The following is an 18772-nucleotide window of genomic DNA, read 5'->3' on the forward strand; positions in this document are numbered from 1 at the left end:
CATATGGTGCTCTTTTTCAAGTTCCTTTTCAAAACATCCTTGACTTTCCATATTGCCATATTGCATATTGCCCTATTCTTGCTTTTTTCGTTTCATTTTTGTATACTGGGCAAAGAATCCGAAAACAATTTTGTTCGTGTTCGCATGCTGCGCAAACAGCAATGCGTTCATTTAGATGGGAGTATCATTATGTCCGAATACACATCAGCTTATTTTCAGGAACAGATTCATCACTGCCAGCTCTGTCCACGCATGTGCGGGGTTGACCGCACGGTAAAGCAGGGCTTTTGCCAGGCACCGGCCGGTGCCGTTGCTGCCCGGGCTGCCTTGCATTTCTGGGAGGAGCCCTGCATCAGCGGTACCCGGGGAAGCGGCACGGTATTTTTCAGCGGCTGTACGCTGCGCTGCTGCTTCTGCCAAAACTACCGGATCAGCCGCGAGCTGTACGGAAAAGCACTTACCACCCGGGAGCTGGCCGATACCTTTTTGCGGCTGCAGGATCAGGGGGCCAATAACATCAGCCTGGTAACTGCCACCCATTTTCTCCCCTGGATCCTTCCGGCCCTGGATCTGGTCCGGGACCGTCTTTTCATTCCTGTTGTCTATAATTGCGGCGGCTATGAACGGGTAGAAACCATTGACGCCTTAAAGGATTACGTGGATATCTGGCTGCCAGACCTCAAATACGAAAGTTCTGACCTTTCTGCCCGCTATTCTCAGGCTCCGTTCTATTTCCAGACCGCCACAAAAGCCATCTCGCAGATGATCCGGCAGACCGGTGCGCCAAAGCTTCGGACCATACCAGGGGAAGCTGCCCCGGTCATGGAACGCGGTGTGATCATCCGTCATCTTGTACTGCCGGCAAAAAGAGGACTCCATCCGCCTGATGCACTGGCTGGCAGATTCCCTGCCACAAAATAGCTTTTATATTAGCCTTATGAGCCAGTATACCCCTTACGAAAAGAACCCACAGTTTCCAGAGCTGAACCGCCGCATCACCAGCTACGAATACCAGAAGGTTGTGGACGCTGCATTGGAGCTGGGGCTCACCCAGGGTTTTATGCAGGAAAAAAGCAGTGCAAAGGAGGAATATACCCCTGCATTTGATTTAGAAGGCCTGTAGATCTGCCGCACGTTCCTGCAGGCTGTCATATGATTCCTGTTCGTGGACACTCAGTACACAGTCCAGATTGCCAGGAAAGATTTTCCATGCATGGCGCCTGTTTACAGACACTCAGTACACGGCCGGCTCCTGCACCAGCAGGGTGGGATACCCGGCCATGCGCAATGTTTTTTCCATCCATGCTGCATTATCCAGATTGAGATAAGCCCCGACCCGCACCTTGTACAGGCCGTCCTGAAAGACCAGAAATGCCGGATAACCTGCTGCCTGCAGCTGGCTGAGCAGAGCCTGTGCAAGCTCCTTCTGCCCATAGGCTCCTACCTGGATCTGATAGTATTCCGGCTGTCCTTCCTGTCCGTTCACAGTTTTTAGGATCCCATCTGCAATAGCCTGGGCTGTCTGTTCAAACTGTGCATCAAACCTCTGGTTATCCGCCTCATTGTCGAGGAAGCCAGCCTCAACCAGAACAGCCGGCATCTCTGTTTTCCGGAGGACGATCAGTCCGGGGCGCTCAATCGTTCCCAGATCCTTCCAGCCTGCCTGCCTAAGCTCTGTATTGATGTTAGCCGCCAGACGTTCTGCCTCCCCGTCCTTCGAAAAGATCAGAGTCTCTGTCCCGGAAGCTGTCCCGGGAACCGGCATGGCATTTCTATGAAAGGAAACAAAATAATCTGCATCCCAGTTGTTTGCCATCTGGGCCTTCTGAAGCGGCGTCTGGTACACATCCTGCACTCTTGTATAGCCTACATCTACACCATTTTCGCTCAAAATCTGTCCTACTGCCAGAGTCATCCGCAAATTGTCATTTTTCTCCCGGCGTCCCTGATAGACTGCTCCGGGATCTGTTTCCCCGCCATGACCGGCATCCAGGATCACCTTTTTTATTTCTGCCAAAAAAATACTTCCTTTCCATTTTGTATTCTTCTATTACAATATGAAAAGGAAGTAATTCTGGTTCTACCCTTATTTATTACCAGATAGGCTGTCCCAGTCTTTTATACCGCAACTCCACGCGGCCCCACATGCGTGGAAAACACGATCTGTGTGCTGGTTTTTCCAAACTTCTGCAGCTGCCCGATAAAAACATCTAACTCCATGGTACTCTGGAATGCAACCTTTAACAGCATGGAATATGCCCCTGTTACGCAATTGCATTCAAGCACATTCGGAACACTTTCCGCATAGGCATAAAACTGCGGCTTTTCCTCCGGCACTACGTCAAGGTTGATAAACGCGATGATGTGGTATCCAAGCTTCTCCGGATCGATCATTGCATGGTAACCGGCGATCACTCCATCCTTTTCCAGCTTTTCAATCCGGGCAGAAACAGCCGGGGAGGAAAGAAAGGTATTCTCCGCTATGGTCTTTAAGGAAACACGCGCATTATCCTGCAAAAGCTTTAATATTTTTCTGTCGATATCATCCATAATGGTTTTCTCCTCTCAAATTGGTCCCATGATCCTATGAAATCTCCCAGGACGCAATTTCCTATGATACAAAGAAAAAAGGCGCCCGAACTCTTTGTTCGAACGCCTTCGCTCTCATAACTTAATCATGTTTTGTATCATACCCTTTTACAGCACACTTGTCAATACAAAAATTTAAGAATAAAAACCACTTGTTAAAATCCGAAAGCTACCCAAAAACAAATAACAGCACACTTCCAGCCAGAAATGCCCAGAAGCCAGGTGCCTTCAGACAGGTCACAAGCATCGGCTCCCTACGGAAAACCCAGCCGCTAAACCACGGGATCTGGCGGTAATGCGATGCCAGCAGGATCACCGAGATCACCATACTGACATAGGCAAAAATATTTAAAAAGCCATACCCGAGAAAAGCAAACAGATTTCCTGCCTCTGAGCCCTGGGATAACACCATGGGAAGCACTCCTCCCATGAGATTGATGAGCATATGCAGCGCAATGTTATAGCGGATCCGGCCGGTCGTGCTGTACAGCCAGGCAAAAACCGCACCGAGAACTGCCGCATAAAAAAACTGGTAAAAATTCCCGTGGAACAGGCCAAAAAACAGGCCAGACAAGAGCACTGCTGTTTTCTGCCCGTAAGGGACCAGACGGTCCACCAGATATTTACGGAACACCAGTTCCTCCATAACCGGAGCGATCAGCACTGCCGTTAAAAAGACCATTCCAAGGTCCATCTGACCGATCACATCGGTCACCGGATTGCTGTAATCGGTTCCGCTTATGCTCCCTGCCATTTCCATAAGAATGCTTCCAAGCATATTCCCGATGTAGGTAAGGCCATAGCATAAAACCAGCATCCCCAGAAACTGGCCCATGCTGATCTTCTTTTTTTCTTTCATCTCACAGGACGGGATGCGTCCCATGAGCCAGGCAAACAACGGAAATCCGATTCCGTACATCGCAAATTCTGACACCAGAAGAGCCGCACGCTCAAGCGCACGGCTCTGTCCAAAGATCAGAACAAGCGGCTCTAACAATGCACCGAAAAAAATCTGTGCTGCCGTAGAGACTGCCAGAAATGCTGTATAAGCCCAGCATATTCTCGATATCTGTCTTCTGGTATCCATAAGATTATACATCCAGCTTGTCGACCTTAGCAGCTCTTGCCTCGACTTCCTTCTTCTGGATATCGCCAGGAGCCTGCTCATAACGGCTGAACTCGTACTCATATAAGCCGATACCGCCGGTCATGGAGCGCAGGTCTGTATTGTAACCAAAGAGCTCGGACATTGGGATGTCTGCCTCAATCACCTGTTTGCCGTGATGATCGGAGTTCATGCCAAGGACACGTCCTCTTCTGCGGTTTAAGTCACCCATAACATCGCCGGTGAATTTATCCGGGACAGTTACTTTCAAAGATGCAATCGGCTCTAAGAGAACCGGATTTGCATCCATAAAGCCCTTCTTGAATGCCATCATGGCAGCGGTCTTAAATGCCATCTCGGAGGAGTCTACCGGATGGTAAGAACCATCTACCAGGGTTGCCTTTACGCCAACGACCGGATATGCAGCCAGAGGTCCCTTCACGCAGCTCTCTGCAACACCCTTTTCAACTGCCGGGAAGTAGTTCTTCGGAACTGCACCGCCGAAGACTTTCTCTTCAAATACATATGGCTTTTCCAGATCGCCGGACGGCTCAAAGATCATCTTGACGTCGCCGTACTGGCCATGTCCGCCGGACTGCTTCTTATATTTGCCCTGAACCTCTACTTTCTTTCTCAAGGTCTCTCGGAATGCAAATTTCGGCTTGCTCAGCTCAATCTCTACCTTATAGCGGCCTAACAGCTTGCTGACAACCACCTCGAGCTGCTGGTCACCAATGCCGTATAACAGAAGCTGGCGGTTTTCTTTATCGTTCACAGACTTTAAGGTCAGGTCCTCTTCCATCAGCTTTGCCAGTGCGCTGGAAACCTTGTCCTCGTCACCTTTGGTCACGGTCTTATAACGCATGTATGTATACGGAGTGGAGGTCTGCGGTTTGTGGTATACGATCGGTGCGGAACGAAGGGCGATGGTATCGCCGGTCTGGGTCACGCCAAGCTTTGCCACGGCACCGATATCGCCTGCGCGCAGTTCCGGTACCTCAATCGTATCCTTACCACGGAGCAGGTACAGCTTGCCGACCTTTTCCTCGGTATCCTTATTGACATTGTAGATGGTGCTGTCCGGTTTTAAGATACCGGTGCAGACCTTCATAAGCGAATATTTACCAATGAACGGGTCTACGATGGTCTTGAACACTCTTGCGGATAAGGAAACCTGGTCGTTGTATTTTGCGGTGAAACGCTCACCGGTGGAAACATCGACACCGATACACTCGAATTTATCCGGGGTCGGAAGGTAACGGTCAATAACCTGTAACAGCGTCTTAAAGCCCTGGCAGTTGATACCGGAGCCCATCAGCACCGGAACAATAGAGCCATCTATCACATGTTCCCGAAGAGCGCCCTGAATTTCTTCCAGTGTAAATTCTTCACCGGAGAAATAGCGCTCCATATATTCCTCACTGGTCTCTGCCACCGCCTCTAAGAGAGCATCTCTGGCAATGCCGAGGTTTTTCTGGGAATAATCAGGAATCTCGCATTCTTCGTAATCGCTTAAATTGGTAAATCGTCTGCCGGCCATTTTGACAACGTTTACATATCCGACAAACTTTTCATTTTCACGGATCGGGAGCTGGAACGGAGCAATGCTTCTGCCGAAGCGTCTCTCTAATTTCAGTACAAGTTCACGGAAGCTTGCATGGTCATCGTCCATGTTGGTGACAAAAATGATGCGTGGCAGTTTGAGCTTATCGCACAGCTCCCATGCCTTTTCCGTGCCGACCTCGATGCCTGCCTTGCAGTTTACAACGATGATCGCTGCATCTGCCACACTGACTGCTTCTTCTACTTCGCCGACGAAGTCAAAATAACCAGGAGTATCCAGGATATTGATCTTCATCATGCCTTCATCGCCCTGATACTCGATCGGGATCAGAGACGTGGAGATGGAAACTGACGTTTGATTTCTTCCTTGTCGTAGTCGCTGATGGTGTTACCGTCAACAACCTTGCCCATACGCTTGGTGACTCCGGTTACCAGGGCAAGTGCTTCTGCAACCGTCGTCTTGCCGGCCCCGCCGTGGCCAAGTAAAACGACGTTTCGGATCTGTTTTGTACCATAAACGTTCATATGATTCCCTCCTGTACATCAATTTTAGTCTATGACGATATTCTACTAAAAAAGTTTGAAAATTTCAAGTAGAATATACGATTTGCACAAATTATTTTTGGAAAATTTTTCTTTTCGTCTGATACGTCCCTGCTTTTCTGGATTCTTTTCGCTTTTCACTATCGCAGTTTAAAGCAATAAAGCATTGACAACATTTTCATATTATCTTAGAATAGCATTTAGTATTTGCATTACGTATTGGATGTAACGCCGCAGGCGGAATACGGATCCAGTATTATTTCAAGGAGATTCTGACATGAACGACACAACATTTGGATTTATCGGTCTGGGGCTAATCGGCGGCTCGATCGCCAAAGGCATCAAGCGTGCCTGTCCCACAGCCCGGATCATGGCATACATGCGCACCCGCGCAAAGCTGGAGCAGGCGAAAGCCGACGGCATTGTGGATGTTATCTTAGACGGCATTGGGGAGCCTTTAAAGGAATGCGATATCATTTTCCTGTGCACTCCTGTGGAATACAATGCGCAGTACCTGGCACAGATCCGCCCCTTTTTAAAGCCGGGTGCCCTGATCACAGACGTTGGCTCCACAAAGGAAGATATTCATCAGGTTGTCACAAAGCTTGACATGGAAGAGGTTTTCGTTGGCGGCCACCCGATGGCTGGTTCAGAAAAGACCGGCTATGAAAACGCCACGGATCATCTTCTGGAAAATGCCTATTATATCGTAACCCCTACTGCACATTCTTCCAAAAAAGATACTGACCGCATCGTCGCAGTCGCAAGCCTGACCGGTTCCATCCCGATCGTGCTGGACTACCACGAGCATGACCGGATCGTGGCCGCGATCAGCCATCTTCCGCATCTGGTTGCCTCCAGCCTGGTAAACCTGGTCCGCGATTCCGACAACAGGGACGAGCTGATGAAGCGTCTTGCTGCAGGCGGATTTAAGGATATCACCCGCATTGCATCCTCTTCCCCGGAAATGTGGGAACAGATCTGCATGACAAACACCGGTAATATCATAAGTATGCTGGAAAACTATATTGCTTCTTTAAACCAGATTCTGGGCTCCTTAAAGGCCAGACAGGGCGAAGACATTTACCATCTTTTTGAGACCTCGCGCACTTACCGCAACTCGATCTCGGAAACACGGCGTGGCTCTGTCACTCCGGAGTACGCCTTTACCGTAGATATCGTGGACGAGCCAGGTGCGATCTCGACCTTATCCTGCATCCTAAGCGCACGCGGCATCAGCATCTGCAACATTGGCATCAACCACAACCGGGAGCAGGGCGACGGTGCTTTAAAGATTGTTTTCTACGATGAAGCAGCCATGCACCAGGCATGGGAACAGCTGAAAAAATATAATTACGAACTGATTCCGAAGCACTAAGCCTTCTAATGGTTTTCTTTTCCTTCACGCTATGTTTTATTTAGAAGGCTTATATTTTAGAAAGCTTATATTTTGGAAGAATCAGGGAAGTGAGGTAATCATTTATGAAATTCACAAAATCAAATGGTCTGCGGGGCGAAGTCACCATTCCGGGCGATAAGTCCATCTCCCACCGCAGCGTCATGTTCGGCTCCCTCGCAAAGGGCATCACAAGGATCACAGACTTTCTGCAGGGTGCAGACTGCTTATCCACCATAGCATGCTTCCAGAAGATGGGGGTATCCATCGAAAACACCGGCGATACCGTTCTGGTCCACGGAAACGGTCTGCACGGTTTAAAAAAGCCAGATGAGGTTTTAGACTGCGGCAACAGCGGTACCACAACCCGCCTGATCTCCGGCATTCTCTGTGCACAGGATTTTTCCGTAACGCTTACCGGCGATGCCTCCATCCAGAAACGGCCTATGAAACGCATCATGGATCCCTTAAGCCAGATGGGTGCTGACATCCAAAGCATCCATGGAAATGGCTGTGCGCCGCTTGCCATCCACGGAAAGCCGCTGCACGGGATCCACTACCAGTCCCCGGTCGCTTCCGCCCAGGTAAAGTCAGCCATTCTCCTGGCCGGGCTTTACGCCGACGGCGAAACCAGGGTCACAGAGCCATTGCTCTCCCGCAACCATACAGAACTGATGCTAAATGAATTTGGGGCTAATGTGCGCACGGAGGGCACCACCGCTATCATCCAGCCTGCAAGCGAGCTTTTCGCCAAAGAAATCCAGGTTCCGGGCGATATCTCTTCTGCTGCATTTTTCCTCGCGGCAGGACTCATGGTTCCCGGCTCTGAGATCCTTATTAAAAATGTCGGGATCAATCCGACCCGTGACGGCATGATCCGCGTATGCCAGGCTATGGGCGGGGATCTTACCCTCTTAAACAAAAAAGAAAGCGGTGAACCGGTTGCCGATATCCTTGTGCGTTCCTCTTCCATGCACGGCATGGATATCCACGGTGAGATCATCCCCACCCTGATCGATGAGCTTCCTATGATCGCGGCTATGGCCTGCTTTGCAGAAGGTGACACCATCATCCGTGACGCGGCGGAGCTGAAGGTGAAGGAATCCAACCGCATCGCCGTCATGGTGGAAAGCTTAAGTGCCATGGGTGCTGACGTAGAGGAGACGGAAGACGGCATGATCATACACGGTGGCAAGCCGCTTCACGGTGCCGTCATCGACAGTCATTTAGACCACCGCATTGCCATGACCTTCGCCGTGACTGCCGGTATGGCAGAAGGCGAGACTGAAATTCTCGGCGCAGAATGTGTCAACATCTCCTATCCGGGATTTTACCAGGATCTGGAGAGACTGACCCGGTAGAATTTAACCGGTTTCATCTGTCCTGCGTGCTATCATTTGCCCGGTTACAATCTGCCCGGCATGATATCGGCCGGATCCATATGCATCTTTATTTTCACAGGCCTGCCGCAAACGAAAGCCCGGAAGTATCCGGCTTCGTTTTACGGCATGTCCGTTTTTTAAGATTCTCTTACAACATTCTTCCAATCTCCCAAATCTTCCAGAAAATAGCTTGGCAAGTTTTTTTCCATGGTCTATAATGGAGCACATCGGGTCATTTCTGCCTTGCAAAATGGCCCTCAATTTTTAACTTAGGAGAATCTGACCCATGAAAAAAAACGCTTCACGCATGAAGGCCCTGCTCCTTGGCTGTATCTGCGCGGTAACGACAGCCTTTTCTGCCGTTCCTGCCTCTGCTGCCACGGTAGTTGCGGGCGGTTCCTCATCTACAAATAATTCAGCCCTCACCAATGCACCTGGCGAGTACAGCGAGCCGCAGTCCGGCGGAGTTTCCGTAGACAAGCCTTCTGCACCGCCTACCGTCTGGGTAGTCGGCGATTCCACTGCCGCTGCATTTAATGATACAACCTACTATTCCCCACGTTACGGCTGGGAACCCAGCTCGGTCTGTACCTGCAGGGGGTAAATATCCAGAACCTTGCCGTATCCGGTACCAGCTCCAAATCCTACTCCGACACTGAGCAGTACCAGCGTCTGCTGCAGGGTGTACAAGCTGGTGACTATGTTCTCATCGGCTTTGGCCACAACGATGAGCGTACCGAGCAGGGCCGCTACTCTAACCCGGCCGGTTCTGTCTCCACCAGCGGTTCCTTCCAGTACAACCTCTATGAAAAGTACATCAAACCGGTAAAAGGCAAACAGGCTAATCCAATCTTAGTAACCCCGATCGTGCGCCGCAATGTAGCAAACAACTACACCGGAGAAGACGGACACATCACCAGCACTAAGAAAAATGAGGAAGGTACCTTCCAGGGCGGCGATTACGCAAAAGCGATCCGCCAGTTAGGTGTCGGCAAGAGTGTTCCGGTCCTGGATCTTACCGCACGCACCAAGGATGTCTATGAACGTCTCGGCGCAGACGGCATCAAGAACCGCCACGCTCAAACATCCAACCGCGATGTCAGCATCGACAACACCCACACCAATCTCTATGGTGCCCAGTGCAATGCCTGGTTCATCGCAGACGAGCTGTTAAAATCAAACTCCGGGCTGAAAAATTATGTTATTTCGAACCCTCAGGTCCCGCAATATGACAATAACTCCATCAATGCAAACTACCATGCACAGAGCTTTACCGCACCAGCCAGTGTGAGCAGCATCTTTTCGACTGTCGGTGACTGGAAACCGACCGTATTCGGAAACATCGATGGATATGAATACTTAAACAGCATGTATTTCTGCCTGCAGGGCAACAGCGATAACTCCATTCACATGGCAGTTGGAACTAATTCCGGTGCCACCAGAACTCAGCAGGTCGGCGGCATTGAGCAGGGCAGCGACGGTATTGCGATGTATTACCGCGAGGTTCCGTCCTCCGCAAACTTTATCCTGTCCGCCGATGTGACCATCAACGCTTATAACGCTTCCGTCTTGAACTCCTTTGGCTGATGGTCCGCGATGACATCTACCTCGACACCGTTGTCAACGATACCCTGGGCGATTATGTTGCAGCCGGACAGCTCCAGCTCTCCTCTGCCTCCCCATGGAACTGCTTTGCAAGAAAGAATGGACAGCTTACCTCCGGCGGTACCGCCTCCCGCGTATACAAAGCCGGTGAGACCGTACACGTAGAGATCCGCAAAGGTCCAGACGGATACACCTGTGTATTCGGTGACAATGCCCCGGTATCCGCAGGCTTTGACTTCCCGCTGACTGCAATCGACTCCGACCATGTTTATGTCGGCATGTTTGTGGCACGCAGCGCAGATGTAACCTTCAAAAACGTAAACTTAGTTTACCAGTAACATCAGCATGAGGCGCGTCTGCGCCTCCCTGATGTCTGACGAAAAGGCCCGGAGCAAAATGCTCCGGGCCTTTTCTGATTTCATTCTGATCTCAAATATTTTATTTGTCTTATCTCTCGTCGGTATCCCAGTTGTGGTATACAGCCTGTACATCGTCGTCGTCGTCAAGAAGGTCTAACAGACGGTTCATGTACTTAATGTCGTTTTCGTCGGTCAGCTCAACCCAGGTCTGCGGGATCATGGTAACGTCTGCCTCCAGCATCGGGATGCCCTCTTTCTCAAGAGCCTCACGGACAGCACTGAAATCGTCTGGATCAGTGATCACCTCAAAGCTGTCCTCCTCCTCAGAAAAATCCTCTGCGCCTGCGTCTAATGCCATCATCATTAACTCGTCTGCGTCGAGCTCACACTCTTCCTTGTCGATGATGATCTGGCCCTTCTTGTCGAACATGAAGGATACGCTTCCCTGAGTACCAATGTTACCGTTGCCCTTAGTGAACGCACTTCTTACGTTTGCAGCGGTACGGTTCTTGTTGTCGGTCAGGGTGTCAACGATGACTGCAACACCGCTCGGGCCGTAACCCTCGTAGGTCAGTACCTCGTAGTTTACGGAGTTTGCATCGCCAGCTGCTTTCTTGATACCGCGGTCGATGGTGTCGTTCGGCATGTTGTTTGCTTTTGCTTTTGCGATGACATCGCGAAGCTTGCTGTTGTTTGCCGGATCCGGGCCACCCTCTTTTACTGCTACGGCAAGCTCACGGCCGATCACGGTAAAGATTTTTCCCTTTGCTGCATCGTTTCTTTCTTTTTTGTGCTTAATATTGGCAAATTTAGAATGTCCTGACATAAAATAACGCTCCTTACTTTATACTTTCTCTTTTCGTCCTTGTCCGCCTGGAGAAGCTCTATTCCGCTCAGGCGAAAAACATCTTTTCTATTTTAACACTATTTTTCTTCGCTTGCAAGAGTCTGCGGCAATTTTGTAACACGTACTGAATGGATCATCTTATTCTCCACCTTCAGGACGCAGAAGCGGTACCCAAGATACTGGATCTCCGGCTGCTCCTCGTCTCCCGGGATACGGTCCAGACGGGAGATCAGAAGGCCATTGATGGTATCGTAGTTTTCCAGATCCTCCTCCGGGAAGGTAATACCAAGTTCCTCCTGCGCATCCTCAAGAGGCGTCATGCCGCTCATGATCAGCGCATCGCCCTCTCCCCGGACGATGTACTGCTCATCGACATCGTATTCATCTAAGATATTTCCAACGATTTCCTCCAGGATATCCTCCATAGTAACGATCCCGGCGGTCTGTCCATATTCGTCTATAACGATTTCCATATGAATCTTCTGGGACTGCATCTCCTGAAACAGGGAATTGATATTGCGTGTTTCAGGAATAAAATGTGCAGGGCGGAGTACCCCCGGCACATTCGCGATCTCCATGCGGGATTCCTGAAGATTTTCCGCATGAACCAGCACGTCCCGCATATGTACTGTACCAATGATATCGTCCAGATCCTTTCCATAGACCGGATATCTGGAATTGCTGGCCTCCTTTAAGACAAAGCGTGCCGCCTCCTTTAAAGACATAGAGGCATCCAGTGCCACAATGTTTTTGCGGTGGGTCATGATATCCCCGGCCTCTTTGTCATCGAATTCAAAGATATTGGTGATCATCTCAGCCTCGCTGGATTCCAGTACTCCCTGCTCATGTCCTTCATTTACCATAGTCATGATATCTTCTTCCGTTACGTTTTCCTGCCTGGATCTCACATATTTCCACAATGCGTACCCTGCAGCCAGGAAAAGCAAAAGCACACCTGCCAGAATAAGCAGGCGCGAATAGCCATCGTCCATACTGATCTTTCCTATCTCCTTCTTTTCTCTTTCTTTTGTATACACTATACGTTTCTGATTTTACTAGACTTCCCTGTTTTCGTCAATGCCGAACTATGTAACAAGGTTCAGGCTCACCTTTAAGGCCTGGTCCACCTGCTCTAACAGTTCGTTGTCGATATGGCAGATGCGCTCCTTCAGCCGCTGCTTGTCAATGGTCCTAAGCTGTTCTAAAAGGATCACGGAATCCTTGATCATATCGCTCTTTGCTGCCGACAGCTCCACATGGGTCGGCAGCTTTGCTTTATTCATGCGCGATGTGATCGCCGCACAGATTACCGTAGGACTATGCCGGTTTCCAACATCGTTCTGGATGATGAGCACCGGCCGTACACCGCCCTGCTCCGAGCCTACCACTGGCCGCAGGTCTGCATAATAAACATCGCCTCGTCTGATAATCACAGTTTCACACTCCGTCTCTGGTCTTCAAAGGTATTATTGCCCTCTGCCAGGCGGTGTATACGCTGCTTTTCCGTTTTTATTTGATCTGGCAAAAATGCCTGCAGTGACGGATACCTCTCTGTGATTAGTCTATTCCGCAAAACAGTCCATGGTTCCCACAACCCGGCCATTCCGGTAGTAAACACGCGGCACGCGCTTGCCAATATCGCATACCATTTCATAATGGAAGCCGCCGCAGAGCTCAGCCAGCTTTTCCATGGTGATGGTTTCCTGCCCATCTGTTCCGATCAGGGTGACCGGAGTATCGACGCAGACACCCGGAATGTCCGTTACATCTACCATAAACTGGTCCATGCAGATACGTCCCAGGATCGGGGCACGCTTTCCGCAGATCAGCACATAGCCGCAATTGGACAAACTTCTCGGGTATCCGTCCCCGTAGCCCACCGGCACAGTGGCGACCCGCATGGTGCGCTCTGTCACATAGGTGCCGCCATAGCTGATCTCTTCACCCGGCCCGATCTCCTTTACATAGGTAACAAAGGATTTTAAGCCAAGCGCCGGCCTTAACGGAACCAAGTCCTTCTGCACGTCATCCGACGGATACATTCCGTAGATTGTGATTCCGGCACGCACATAATTTAAGTTTGCCTGCGGCAGATCGATGATCCCGGCACTGTTGGAGCAATGCTTCATCGGGATCTCAATGCCCCGCTCCTTCAGCAGGTCCGTAAAATGCAGGTACCGCTCCAGCTGCTTTTTTGCAGAGGTCTTCTCTTTTTCATCGGCTCTGGAAAAATGGGTAAATAAGCCTCCAGCTCAATTCCGGGAAGCCTGCCGATCGCTGCCGCCAGGTCTGCTCCGGCTTCATCAGCCTCCATACCGATCCGGCGCATGCCGGTATCGAGTGCAAGGTGAACCTTTGCCGTCTTATGCAGACGGACTGCCATCTCGGACAGCGGCTTTGCCTGCTCCATGGTAAAAATGGCCGGGCGGATCTCCTCCTCGATCAGCTCCTGGTAGCGGGATGGATGGGTTACTCCCAAAATCAAGATCATTTTGCGGATCCCGTTGCGGCGCAGCAGCATCGCCTCATCTGCTGTTGCGACTGCATAGCCGTCCACATAATGCTCAATGGCCTCTGCCACCGGCACGGAGCCGTGACCGTATGCATCTGTCTTGATGACTCCGATCATCCCTGTTTTCTGGTCAATATTCTGTCTCATGGACTCCATATTAAAAACAATGGCATCTAAATCTACCGGCGCATAAACCCGGGTGTACTGCTTGTGATTCATAATATCCTTTTGTTCCTCATTTCTATCTGTTTTTCCATTATTTCCGGCTATTCTGATGATCTGGTCCTTTTCCAATGCTGTTTGCAAGGTCTGTTGCCAATACTCCGTTGTCTCCCAGCATGGCTGCCGCATATTCCCCGGCCCGGCCATGCAGATAGACTCCAAAGGCAGCCGCCTCTGCACATTCCATGCCGCGGGCTAAAAGGCCGGCGATCACCCCGGTAAGCACGTCACCGGAACCGCCCTTTGCCATGGCACTGCAGCCACTCTGGTTGATCCAGGCATTTCCATCCTTATCGGTTATGACAGTTACCGCATCCTTCAGCACACAGATGGTTCCATACCGCGCGCTGTAGGCTCTTGCCTGCTCTAACGGTTCCTTCTTGATACCGGCTGCCGAAACCGATACCAGACGGCTCATTTCCCCGATGTGGGGCGTTATGATGATATTCTCTGTAAAATAACGTGTCAGGTACGGATGGGATGCCACACAGTTTAAGCCGTCTGCATCGAGCACGATCGGCACATAGGCATCGGAAAGCACCGTCTCCAGAAGATATTCCGTGTATGGTTCCTGCCCCAGGCCCGGTCCCGCCACGATCACATCCGCCCAGGCACAGGCATCCTCCAGGATTTTCTGCATGGTTTCCTCATTGTCAGGATCATAACAGGAAACGATCGCCTCTGGAAGCTGTGTCTGCAGGATCTGGCGGTTTTCTGGCACTGTCAGGACTTTCACAAGTCCCGCACCTGTGCGGTAAGCGCCTAATGCCGAAAAATAAGCTGCCCCGCTCATTCCACGGCTTCCTGCAAGGATCAGCACCTTGCCAAAGGTTCCCTTATTTCCATCCGGCCTGCGCACAGGCAGCTGATTAAGATCCTCCGGGGTCAGGATCTTTGCATCCCATCCCGCTTTTTGAAGGCTGATTTCCGGAAAACCAATATCGGCAACGGTCAGTCTGCCTGCATACTGCTTTCCCGGATAAAGGAGCAGGCCGGTTTTTGCGTAGCCAAAGGTTACCGTCACATCGGCCCTGAAGGCAATGCCCATCACCTCACCGGTACTTCCATGAATCCCGGAGGGCGTGTCTACCGCGATCACGGAAGCATTCCATTTCTGCCTCAGTCTCTCCAGCGTTTCTAAAACCTGTCTGTATGCCCCAGTAATCTCCCTGCCAAGCCCGATTCCAAACAAGGCATCCAGAATGATATCATATGGCTCACTTTCATATGTTTCCTCTGTAACCTGCACAAGCTGCAGCTTTTGCGCGATCCGCTTTTGTGCTTTCATCTCTTCCGAATCGTGCTCCGGGTTTCCCGCAAAGAACAGGCGGACTTCATAGCCGCGCCCCTGCAGGATACGCCCTGCTGCAACCCCGTCTGCACCATTGTTCCCGGTTCCGCAGGCCACCAGGATCCGCGCACGCTTTCCCAGCCCCCGCTCATCTGCCATGCACACTGCTGCCTCTGCAACTGCAAGCGCAGCACGCTCCATAAGGACCATGGACGGGATTCCGATTCCCTGTATGGTATTTTGGTCAACAGCCTTCATCTGCTGTGCCGTTACTGCATAATCCACTATTTCTGCCTCCTTGCAACAGCCACAGAACCTGCCCGCAGCACGCCAAACTGCTGTTTTTGTGCTGCCAAAACAGCAACAGCAAAAGCCGGCAGGCACGATAACTTTCCTTATCCCTGCCTGCCGGCTCTTTTTCATTGCTGCTCACGCGTGCGTGCCCAGCAACGAGATCCTGCCGTTACGCTTCGCTCTGTGCCTTTTTCTTTTCCTCTTCCAGCTTGCGGTCCTGCATGCTGCACACCCGGTAAGACAGGCGCATGAGACTTTCTGAAAGGTGGACGTTCTCAACAACGACGTCTTCCGGTACATTTAAGTCTACATGGGCAAAATTCCAGATTGCCTTGATCCCGGCATTTACCAGACGGTCTGCGATTTCCGGTGCCTTTGTCTTTGGGATCGTCAGTGCCGCCATCTGGACATCGTTATCCTTGATGAACTGCTCCAGATCATCGACACCGCGGATCTCAATACCGCGCACCACAAGACCGATCAGTCTTGGATTGATATCGAACATTCCTTTGATGATAAATCCACGCTTCTCGAAATTTGCGTAATTTGCGATTGCCTGCCCCAAGTTACCGGCACCAATGATGATCAGGTTATGCTGACGGTCGATCCCAAGAATCTTTCCGATCTCTGTATACAGGTATTTCACGTTGTAGCCGTATCCCTGCTGTCCAAACCCACCGAAATTATTTAAGTCCTGGCGGATCTGGGAAGCGGTAACCTTCATCCGGGTACTCAGTTCGTTGGATGAGATACGCTCGACACCTGATTCCAAAAGCTCTCCGAGGTAACGGTAATACCGCGGAAGCCTTGTAATAACTGCTTTGGATATCTCTCTGTTTTCCATGCTGCACATCTCCTATACGTAAACTATTGGATTCTATTATAACCGTTTGCGAAATCTATGTCAATGTTCAAACAATTCCTGAACAAAAAATACACAGAAAGCCCTTTACAAGTGCCAAAAACCTGTATTATACTTGATAAGTCTTATAGTAGAAAATGTAACGAAATGGAGTTATTTATGATTTTATCATGTAATCACATCAGCAAAGCATTCGGTACAGATGAGATTCTGTCCGAGGTTTCCTTCCATATAGAAGACCAGGAAAAGGCCTCCATTGTCGGGATCAACGGGGCCGGGAAATCCACCCTGCTAAAGATCATCGTAGGCGAGCTTGCCGCCGATTCCGGCGAGGTTGTACTGGCAAAGGGAAAAACGCTCGGTTATCTGGCCCAGCATCAGGATCTGGACAGCAGCCGTACCATCTATGAAGAATTAAAAGAGGTCAAACAGCCCATCATCGACATGGAGCTCGATATCCGCGATCTGGAGATCCGCATGCAGCATGCCACCGGCGAGGAATTAGAACAGATGCTTTCTGCATACAGCCGTTTAAGCCATACCTTTGAGCTGGAAAACGGCTATGCATGGCAGAGCGAGTTAACCGGCGTCTTAAAGGGCCTGGGCTTTACCGAGGATGAATTTAACAAATCTGTCTCCACGCTTTCCGGCGGACAGAAAACCCGTGTTTCCCTTGGTAAGCTCTTACTCTCCCGCCCGGACATCATCCTGCTCGATGAGCCGACCAACCACCTGGATATGGAATCCATCGCTTGGCTGGAGACCTATCTTTTAAACTATAACGGGGCAGTCATCATCGTTGCCCATGACCGGTATTTCTTAAACCGCGTAGTCACAAAGGTCGTGGAGCTCGAGATGGGGCATGCATCGGTTTACCTTGGCAACTACACCGCCTACAGCGAGAAAAAGGCCATGATCCGCGCTGCCCAGATGAAGGCCTGGTTAAACCAGCAGCAGGAGATCAGGCATCAGGAGGAGGTCATTACCAAGTTAAAATCCTTCAACCGCGAAAAGTCCATCAAGCGTGCTGAAAGCCGCGAAAAGATGCTCTCTAAGATCCAGGTTCTGGACAAGCCTGCAGAGATCCAGGACGAGATGCGCATCAGCCTGGAGCCGAATATCGTCAGCGGAAACGATGTCCTTACCGTTCGCGATCTGGGCAAATCCTTCGGCAGCACTCACCTGTTCTCCCATGTCGATATGGATATCAAGCGTGGGGAGCGGGTTGCCATTATCGGAAATAACGGAACCGGAAAAACCACTATTTTAAAGATCATTAACGGCCTGCTTCCGGCCGATTCCGGCACGATTACCCTCGGCTCGAAGGTACATATCGGCTATTATGACCAGGAACACCATGTCCTTCATATGGAAAAGACTGTATTTGAGGAGGTTTCAGACGCTTACCCAAATCTGACCAACACCCAGATCCGCAACATTCTTGCCGCATTTTTATTTACCGGTGACGATGTATTTAAGCGTATCTCCGATCTAAGCGGTGGAGAACGCGGACGCGTTTCCCTCGCAAAGCTCATGCTTTCCGAAGCCAATTTTCTCATCCTCGATGAGCCGACCAACCATCTGGACATTACCTCCAAGGAAATTCTGGAAAACGCATTGAAAAACTATACCGGAACCGTGCTTTACGTTTCCCACGACCGTTACTTCATCAACCAGACCGCTACCCGGATCCTGGAGCTGACCGGACAAACCTTCTTGAATTACATTGGCAATTACGATTACTATCTGGAAAAGAAGGATCTGATGAAGGAATTATATGTTGCTCCGGTGCATGCAGGAGCTGCTGACGCATCGCTGGCAGACTCCCAGCATCTTGTGCAAAGGGACCGCGCTATCGGCACTGCTGCCGCAAATGGAAAATTAAAAGCCACCGGTGTCCCGGAGGCACAAAAAGGCACTGCTGAAAGCGAGGTCAAGCTGGACTGGAAGGCACAAAAGGAAGAACAGGCCCGCATCCGCAAGCGCCAGAATGATCTGAAAAAGGTCGAGGATGAGATCCACCGTCTTGAGACACGCGACGGCGAGATCGATGCGCTTCTCTCTCAGGAGGAGGTTTACACCGATGTTGCCCGCCTTGTGGAACTGAATAACGAAAAAGAGTCCCTTAAGCAAAAGCTTGAGGAACTCTATGAGACCTGGGAAGAGCTGGCAGAATGATCTGCCAGCTCCTTTTTCTATCTC

At 50.5% G+C, this 18772-nt stretch carries 18 protein-coding genes and 1 pseudogene; 8 read left to right on the forward strand and 11 right to left on the reverse strand.

The genetic code is table 11. The features are described 5' to 3' along the window. Nucleotides 1-189 precede the first annotated feature (189 nt). The gene (locus tag DXA97_RS02025) at nucleotides 190-921 is read left to right on the forward strand and encodes a radical SAM protein (RefSeq protein ID WP_347561423.1); all 732 of its coding nucleotides are present in this window, start codon (nucleotides 190-192) and stop codon (nucleotides 919-921) included. Next, nucleotides 887-1123 (forward strand): hypothetical protein, encoded by a 237-nt coding sequence (locus DXA97_RS21800; RefSeq protein ID WP_347561424.1) that lies wholly within the window; start codon nucleotides 887-889, stop codon nucleotides 1121-1123. Before DXA97_RS02025 ends, DXA97_RS21800 begins: the two co-directional genes overlap by 35 nt. A 111-nt stretch (nucleotides 1124-1234) precedes the next feature. Here the strand turns inward: DXA97_RS21800 and DXA97_RS02030 are convergent, their stop codons facing one another. The 4 genes and pseudogenes from DXA97_RS02030 to DXA97_RS02045 all read right to left on the reverse strand — a co-directional run bounded on the left by DXA97_RS02030 (nucleotide 1235) and on the right by DXA97_RS02045 (nucleotide 5782). Next, complete coding sequence (locus DXA97_RS02030; RefSeq protein WP_118718413.1) at nucleotides 1235-2017, reverse strand: N-acetylmuramoyl-L-alanine amidase; 783 nt, start codon at nucleotides 2015-2017, stop codon at nucleotides 1235-1237. A gap of 101 nt (nucleotides 2018-2118) precedes the next feature. Next, nucleotides 2119-2550 carry an Lrp/AsnC family transcriptional regulator gene (locus DXA97_RS02035; RefSeq protein WP_118718414.1) on the reverse strand — a complete coding sequence of 144 codons (432 nt, stop codon included), beginning with the start codon at nucleotides 2548-2550 and terminating at the stop codon, nucleotides 2119-2121. Nucleotides 2551-2758: 208 nt separating this feature from the next. Then, nucleotides 2759-3676 (reverse strand): type II CAAX endopeptidase family protein, encoded by a 918-nt coding sequence (locus DXA97_RS02040; protein WP_182436774.1) that lies wholly within the window; start codon nucleotides 3674-3676, stop codon nucleotides 2759-2761. Between the two features lie 4 nt (nucleotides 3677-3680). Further along, nucleotides 3681-5782: pseudogene (locus tag DXA97_RS02045) on the reverse strand (elongation factor G). A gap of 295 nt (nucleotides 5783-6077) precedes the next feature. Here DXA97_RS02045 and DXA97_RS02050 point away from each other — a divergent pair. The 5 genes from DXA97_RS02050 to DXA97_RS02075 all read left to right on the forward strand — a co-directional run bounded on the left by DXA97_RS02050 (nucleotide 6078) and on the right by DXA97_RS02075 (nucleotide 10521). After that, nucleotides 6078-7178, forward strand: a complete 1101-nt coding sequence (locus DXA97_RS02050; protein WP_118718416.1) for a prephenate dehydrogenase — start codon at nucleotides 6078-6080, stop codon at nucleotides 7176-7178. 104 nt (nucleotides 7179-7282) lie between these two features. Next, the gene (aroA, locus tag DXA97_RS02055) at nucleotides 7283-8557 is read left to right on the forward strand and encodes a 3-phosphoshikimate 1-carboxyvinyltransferase (protein WP_118718417.1); all 1275 of its coding nucleotides are present in this window, start codon (nucleotides 7283-7285) and stop codon (nucleotides 8555-8557) included. 307 nt (nucleotides 8558-8864) lie between these two features. Then, complete coding sequence (locus DXA97_RS02065) at nucleotides 8865-9182, forward strand: hypothetical protein (RefSeq protein WP_118718419.1); 318 nt, start codon at nucleotides 8865-8867, stop codon at nucleotides 9180-9182. Nucleotides 9183-9445: 263 nt separating this feature from the next. Continuing rightward, complete coding sequence (locus DXA97_RS02070) at nucleotides 9446-10165, forward strand: hypothetical protein (protein ID WP_182436775.1); 720 nt, start codon at nucleotides 9446-9448, stop codon at nucleotides 10163-10165. Further along, complete coding sequence (locus DXA97_RS02075; RefSeq protein WP_118718421.1) at nucleotides 10165-10521, forward strand: hypothetical protein; 357 nt, start codon at nucleotides 10165-10167, stop codon at nucleotides 10519-10521. Before DXA97_RS02070 ends, DXA97_RS02075 begins: the two co-directional genes overlap by 1 nt. Nucleotides 10522-10630: 109 nt before the next feature. Here DXA97_RS02075 and DXA97_RS02080 read toward each other — a convergent pair whose 3' ends face one another. The 7 genes from DXA97_RS02080 to DXA97_RS02105 all read right to left on the reverse strand — a co-directional run bounded on the left by DXA97_RS02080 (nucleotide 10631) and on the right by DXA97_RS02105 (nucleotide 16552). Continuing rightward, the gene (locus tag DXA97_RS02080; RefSeq protein ID WP_118718422.1) at nucleotides 10631-11368 is read right to left on the reverse strand and encodes a YebC/PmpR family DNA-binding transcriptional regulator; all 738 of its coding nucleotides are present in this window, start codon (nucleotides 11366-11368) and stop codon (nucleotides 10631-10633) included. A 98-nt stretch (nucleotides 11369-11466) separates the two neighbouring features. Further along, nucleotides 11467-12381, reverse strand: coding sequence for a hemolysin family protein (locus DXA97_RS02085; RefSeq protein WP_118718554.1), 915 nt, complete (start codon nucleotides 12379-12381; stop codon nucleotides 11467-11469). A gap of 93 nt (nucleotides 12382-12474) precedes the next feature. Further along, a complete protein-coding gene (locus tag DXA97_RS02090; RefSeq protein ID WP_118718423.1) occupies nucleotides 12475-12822 on the reverse strand; it encodes a type II toxin-antitoxin system PemK/MazF family toxin in 348 nt (115 codons plus the stop codon). A gap of 129 nt (nucleotides 12823-12951) precedes the next feature. Continuing rightward, nucleotides 12952-13575 carry an alanine racemase gene (gene alr, locus DXA97_RS21805; protein WP_347561435.1) on the reverse strand — a complete coding sequence of 208 codons (624 nt, stop codon included), beginning with the start codon at nucleotides 13573-13575 and terminating at the stop codon, nucleotides 12952-12954. Then, nucleotides 13542-14120: an alanine racemase gene (locus tag DXA97_RS21810; RefSeq protein WP_347561425.1), complete on the reverse strand. Its 579-nt coding sequence runs from the start codon at nucleotides 14118-14120 to the stop codon at nucleotides 13542-13544. Before DXA97_RS21810 ends, alr begins: the two co-directional genes overlap by 34 nt. 37 nt (nucleotides 14121-14157) lie before the next feature. Then, nucleotides 14158-15699, reverse strand: coding sequence for an NAD(P)H-hydrate dehydratase (locus tag DXA97_RS02100; protein WP_118718424.1), 1542 nt, complete (start codon nucleotides 15697-15699; stop codon nucleotides 14158-14160). A 178-nt stretch (nucleotides 15700-15877) separates the two neighbouring features. Beyond that, nucleotides 15878-16552, reverse strand: a complete 675-nt coding sequence (locus DXA97_RS02105; RefSeq protein ID WP_118718425.1) for a redox-sensing transcriptional repressor Rex — start codon at nucleotides 16550-16552, stop codon at nucleotides 15878-15880. 177 nt (nucleotides 16553-16729) lie between these two features. Here DXA97_RS02105 and abc-f point away from each other — a divergent pair, with 177 nt between their 5' ends. Next, the gene (abc-f, locus tag DXA97_RS02110) at nucleotides 16730-18748 is read left to right on the forward strand and encodes a ribosomal protection-like ABC-F family protein (protein WP_118718555.1); all 2019 of its coding nucleotides are present in this window, start codon (nucleotides 16730-16732) and stop codon (nucleotides 18746-18748) included. The last annotated feature ends 24 nt before the right edge of the window (nucleotides 18749-18772 follow it).

This window comes from Clostridium sp. OF09-36 (assembly GCF_003481985.1).
GTDB lineage: Bacteria > Bacillota > Clostridia > Lachnospirales > Lachnospiraceae > Brotaphodocola.

Excerpts from the sequence above, each read along its gene's own strand:
- DXA97_RS02025 (WP_347561423.1), top strand. The coding sequence starts at position 190 with ATGTCCGAATACACATCAGCTTATTTTCAGGAACAGATTCATCACTGC.
- DXA97_RS21800 (WP_347561424.1), top strand. The coding sequence starts at position 887 with ATGCACTGGCTGGCAGATTCCCTGCCACAAAATAGCTTTTATATTAGC.
- DXA97_RS02035 (WP_118718414.1), bottom strand. The coding sequence starts at position 2,550 with ATGGATGATATCGACAGAAAAATATTAAAGCTTTTGCAGGATAATGCG.
- DXA97_RS02040 (WP_182436774.1), bottom strand. The coding sequence starts at position 3,676 with ATGGATACCAGAAGACAGATATCGAGAATATGCTGGGCTTATACAGCA.
- DXA97_RS02050 (WP_118718416.1), top strand. The coding sequence starts at position 6,078 with ATGAACGACACAACATTTGGATTTATCGGTCTGGGGCTAATCGGCGGC.
- aroA (WP_118718417.1), top strand. The coding sequence starts at position 7,283 with ATGAAATTCACAAAATCAAATGGTCTGCGGGGCGAAGTCACCATTCCG.
- DXA97_RS02065 (WP_118718419.1), top strand. The coding sequence starts at position 8,865 with ATGAAAAAAAACGCTTCACGCATGAAGGCCCTGCTCCTTGGCTGTATC.
- DXA97_RS02075 (WP_118718421.1), top strand. The coding sequence starts at position 10,165 with ATGGTCCGCGATGACATCTACCTCGACACCGTTGTCAACGATACCCTG.
- DXA97_RS02080 (WP_118718422.1), bottom strand. The coding sequence starts at position 11,368 with ATGTCAGGACATTCTAAATTTGCCAATATTAAGCACAAAAAAGAAAGA.
- DXA97_RS02085 (WP_118718554.1), bottom strand. The coding sequence starts at position 12,381 with ATGGACGATGGCTATTCGCGCCTGCTTATTCTGGCAGGTGTGCTTTTG.
- DXA97_RS21810 (WP_347561425.1), bottom strand. The coding sequence starts at position 14,120 with ATGAATCACAAGCAGTACACCCGGGTTTATGCGCCGGTAGATTTAGAT.
- DXA97_RS02105 (WP_118718425.1), bottom strand. The coding sequence starts at position 16,552 with ATGGAAAACAGAGAGATATCCAAAGCAGTTATTACAAGGCTTCCGCGG.
- abc-f (WP_118718555.1), top strand. The coding sequence starts at position 16,730 with ATGATTTTATCATGTAATCACATCAGCAAAGCATTCGGTACAGATGAG.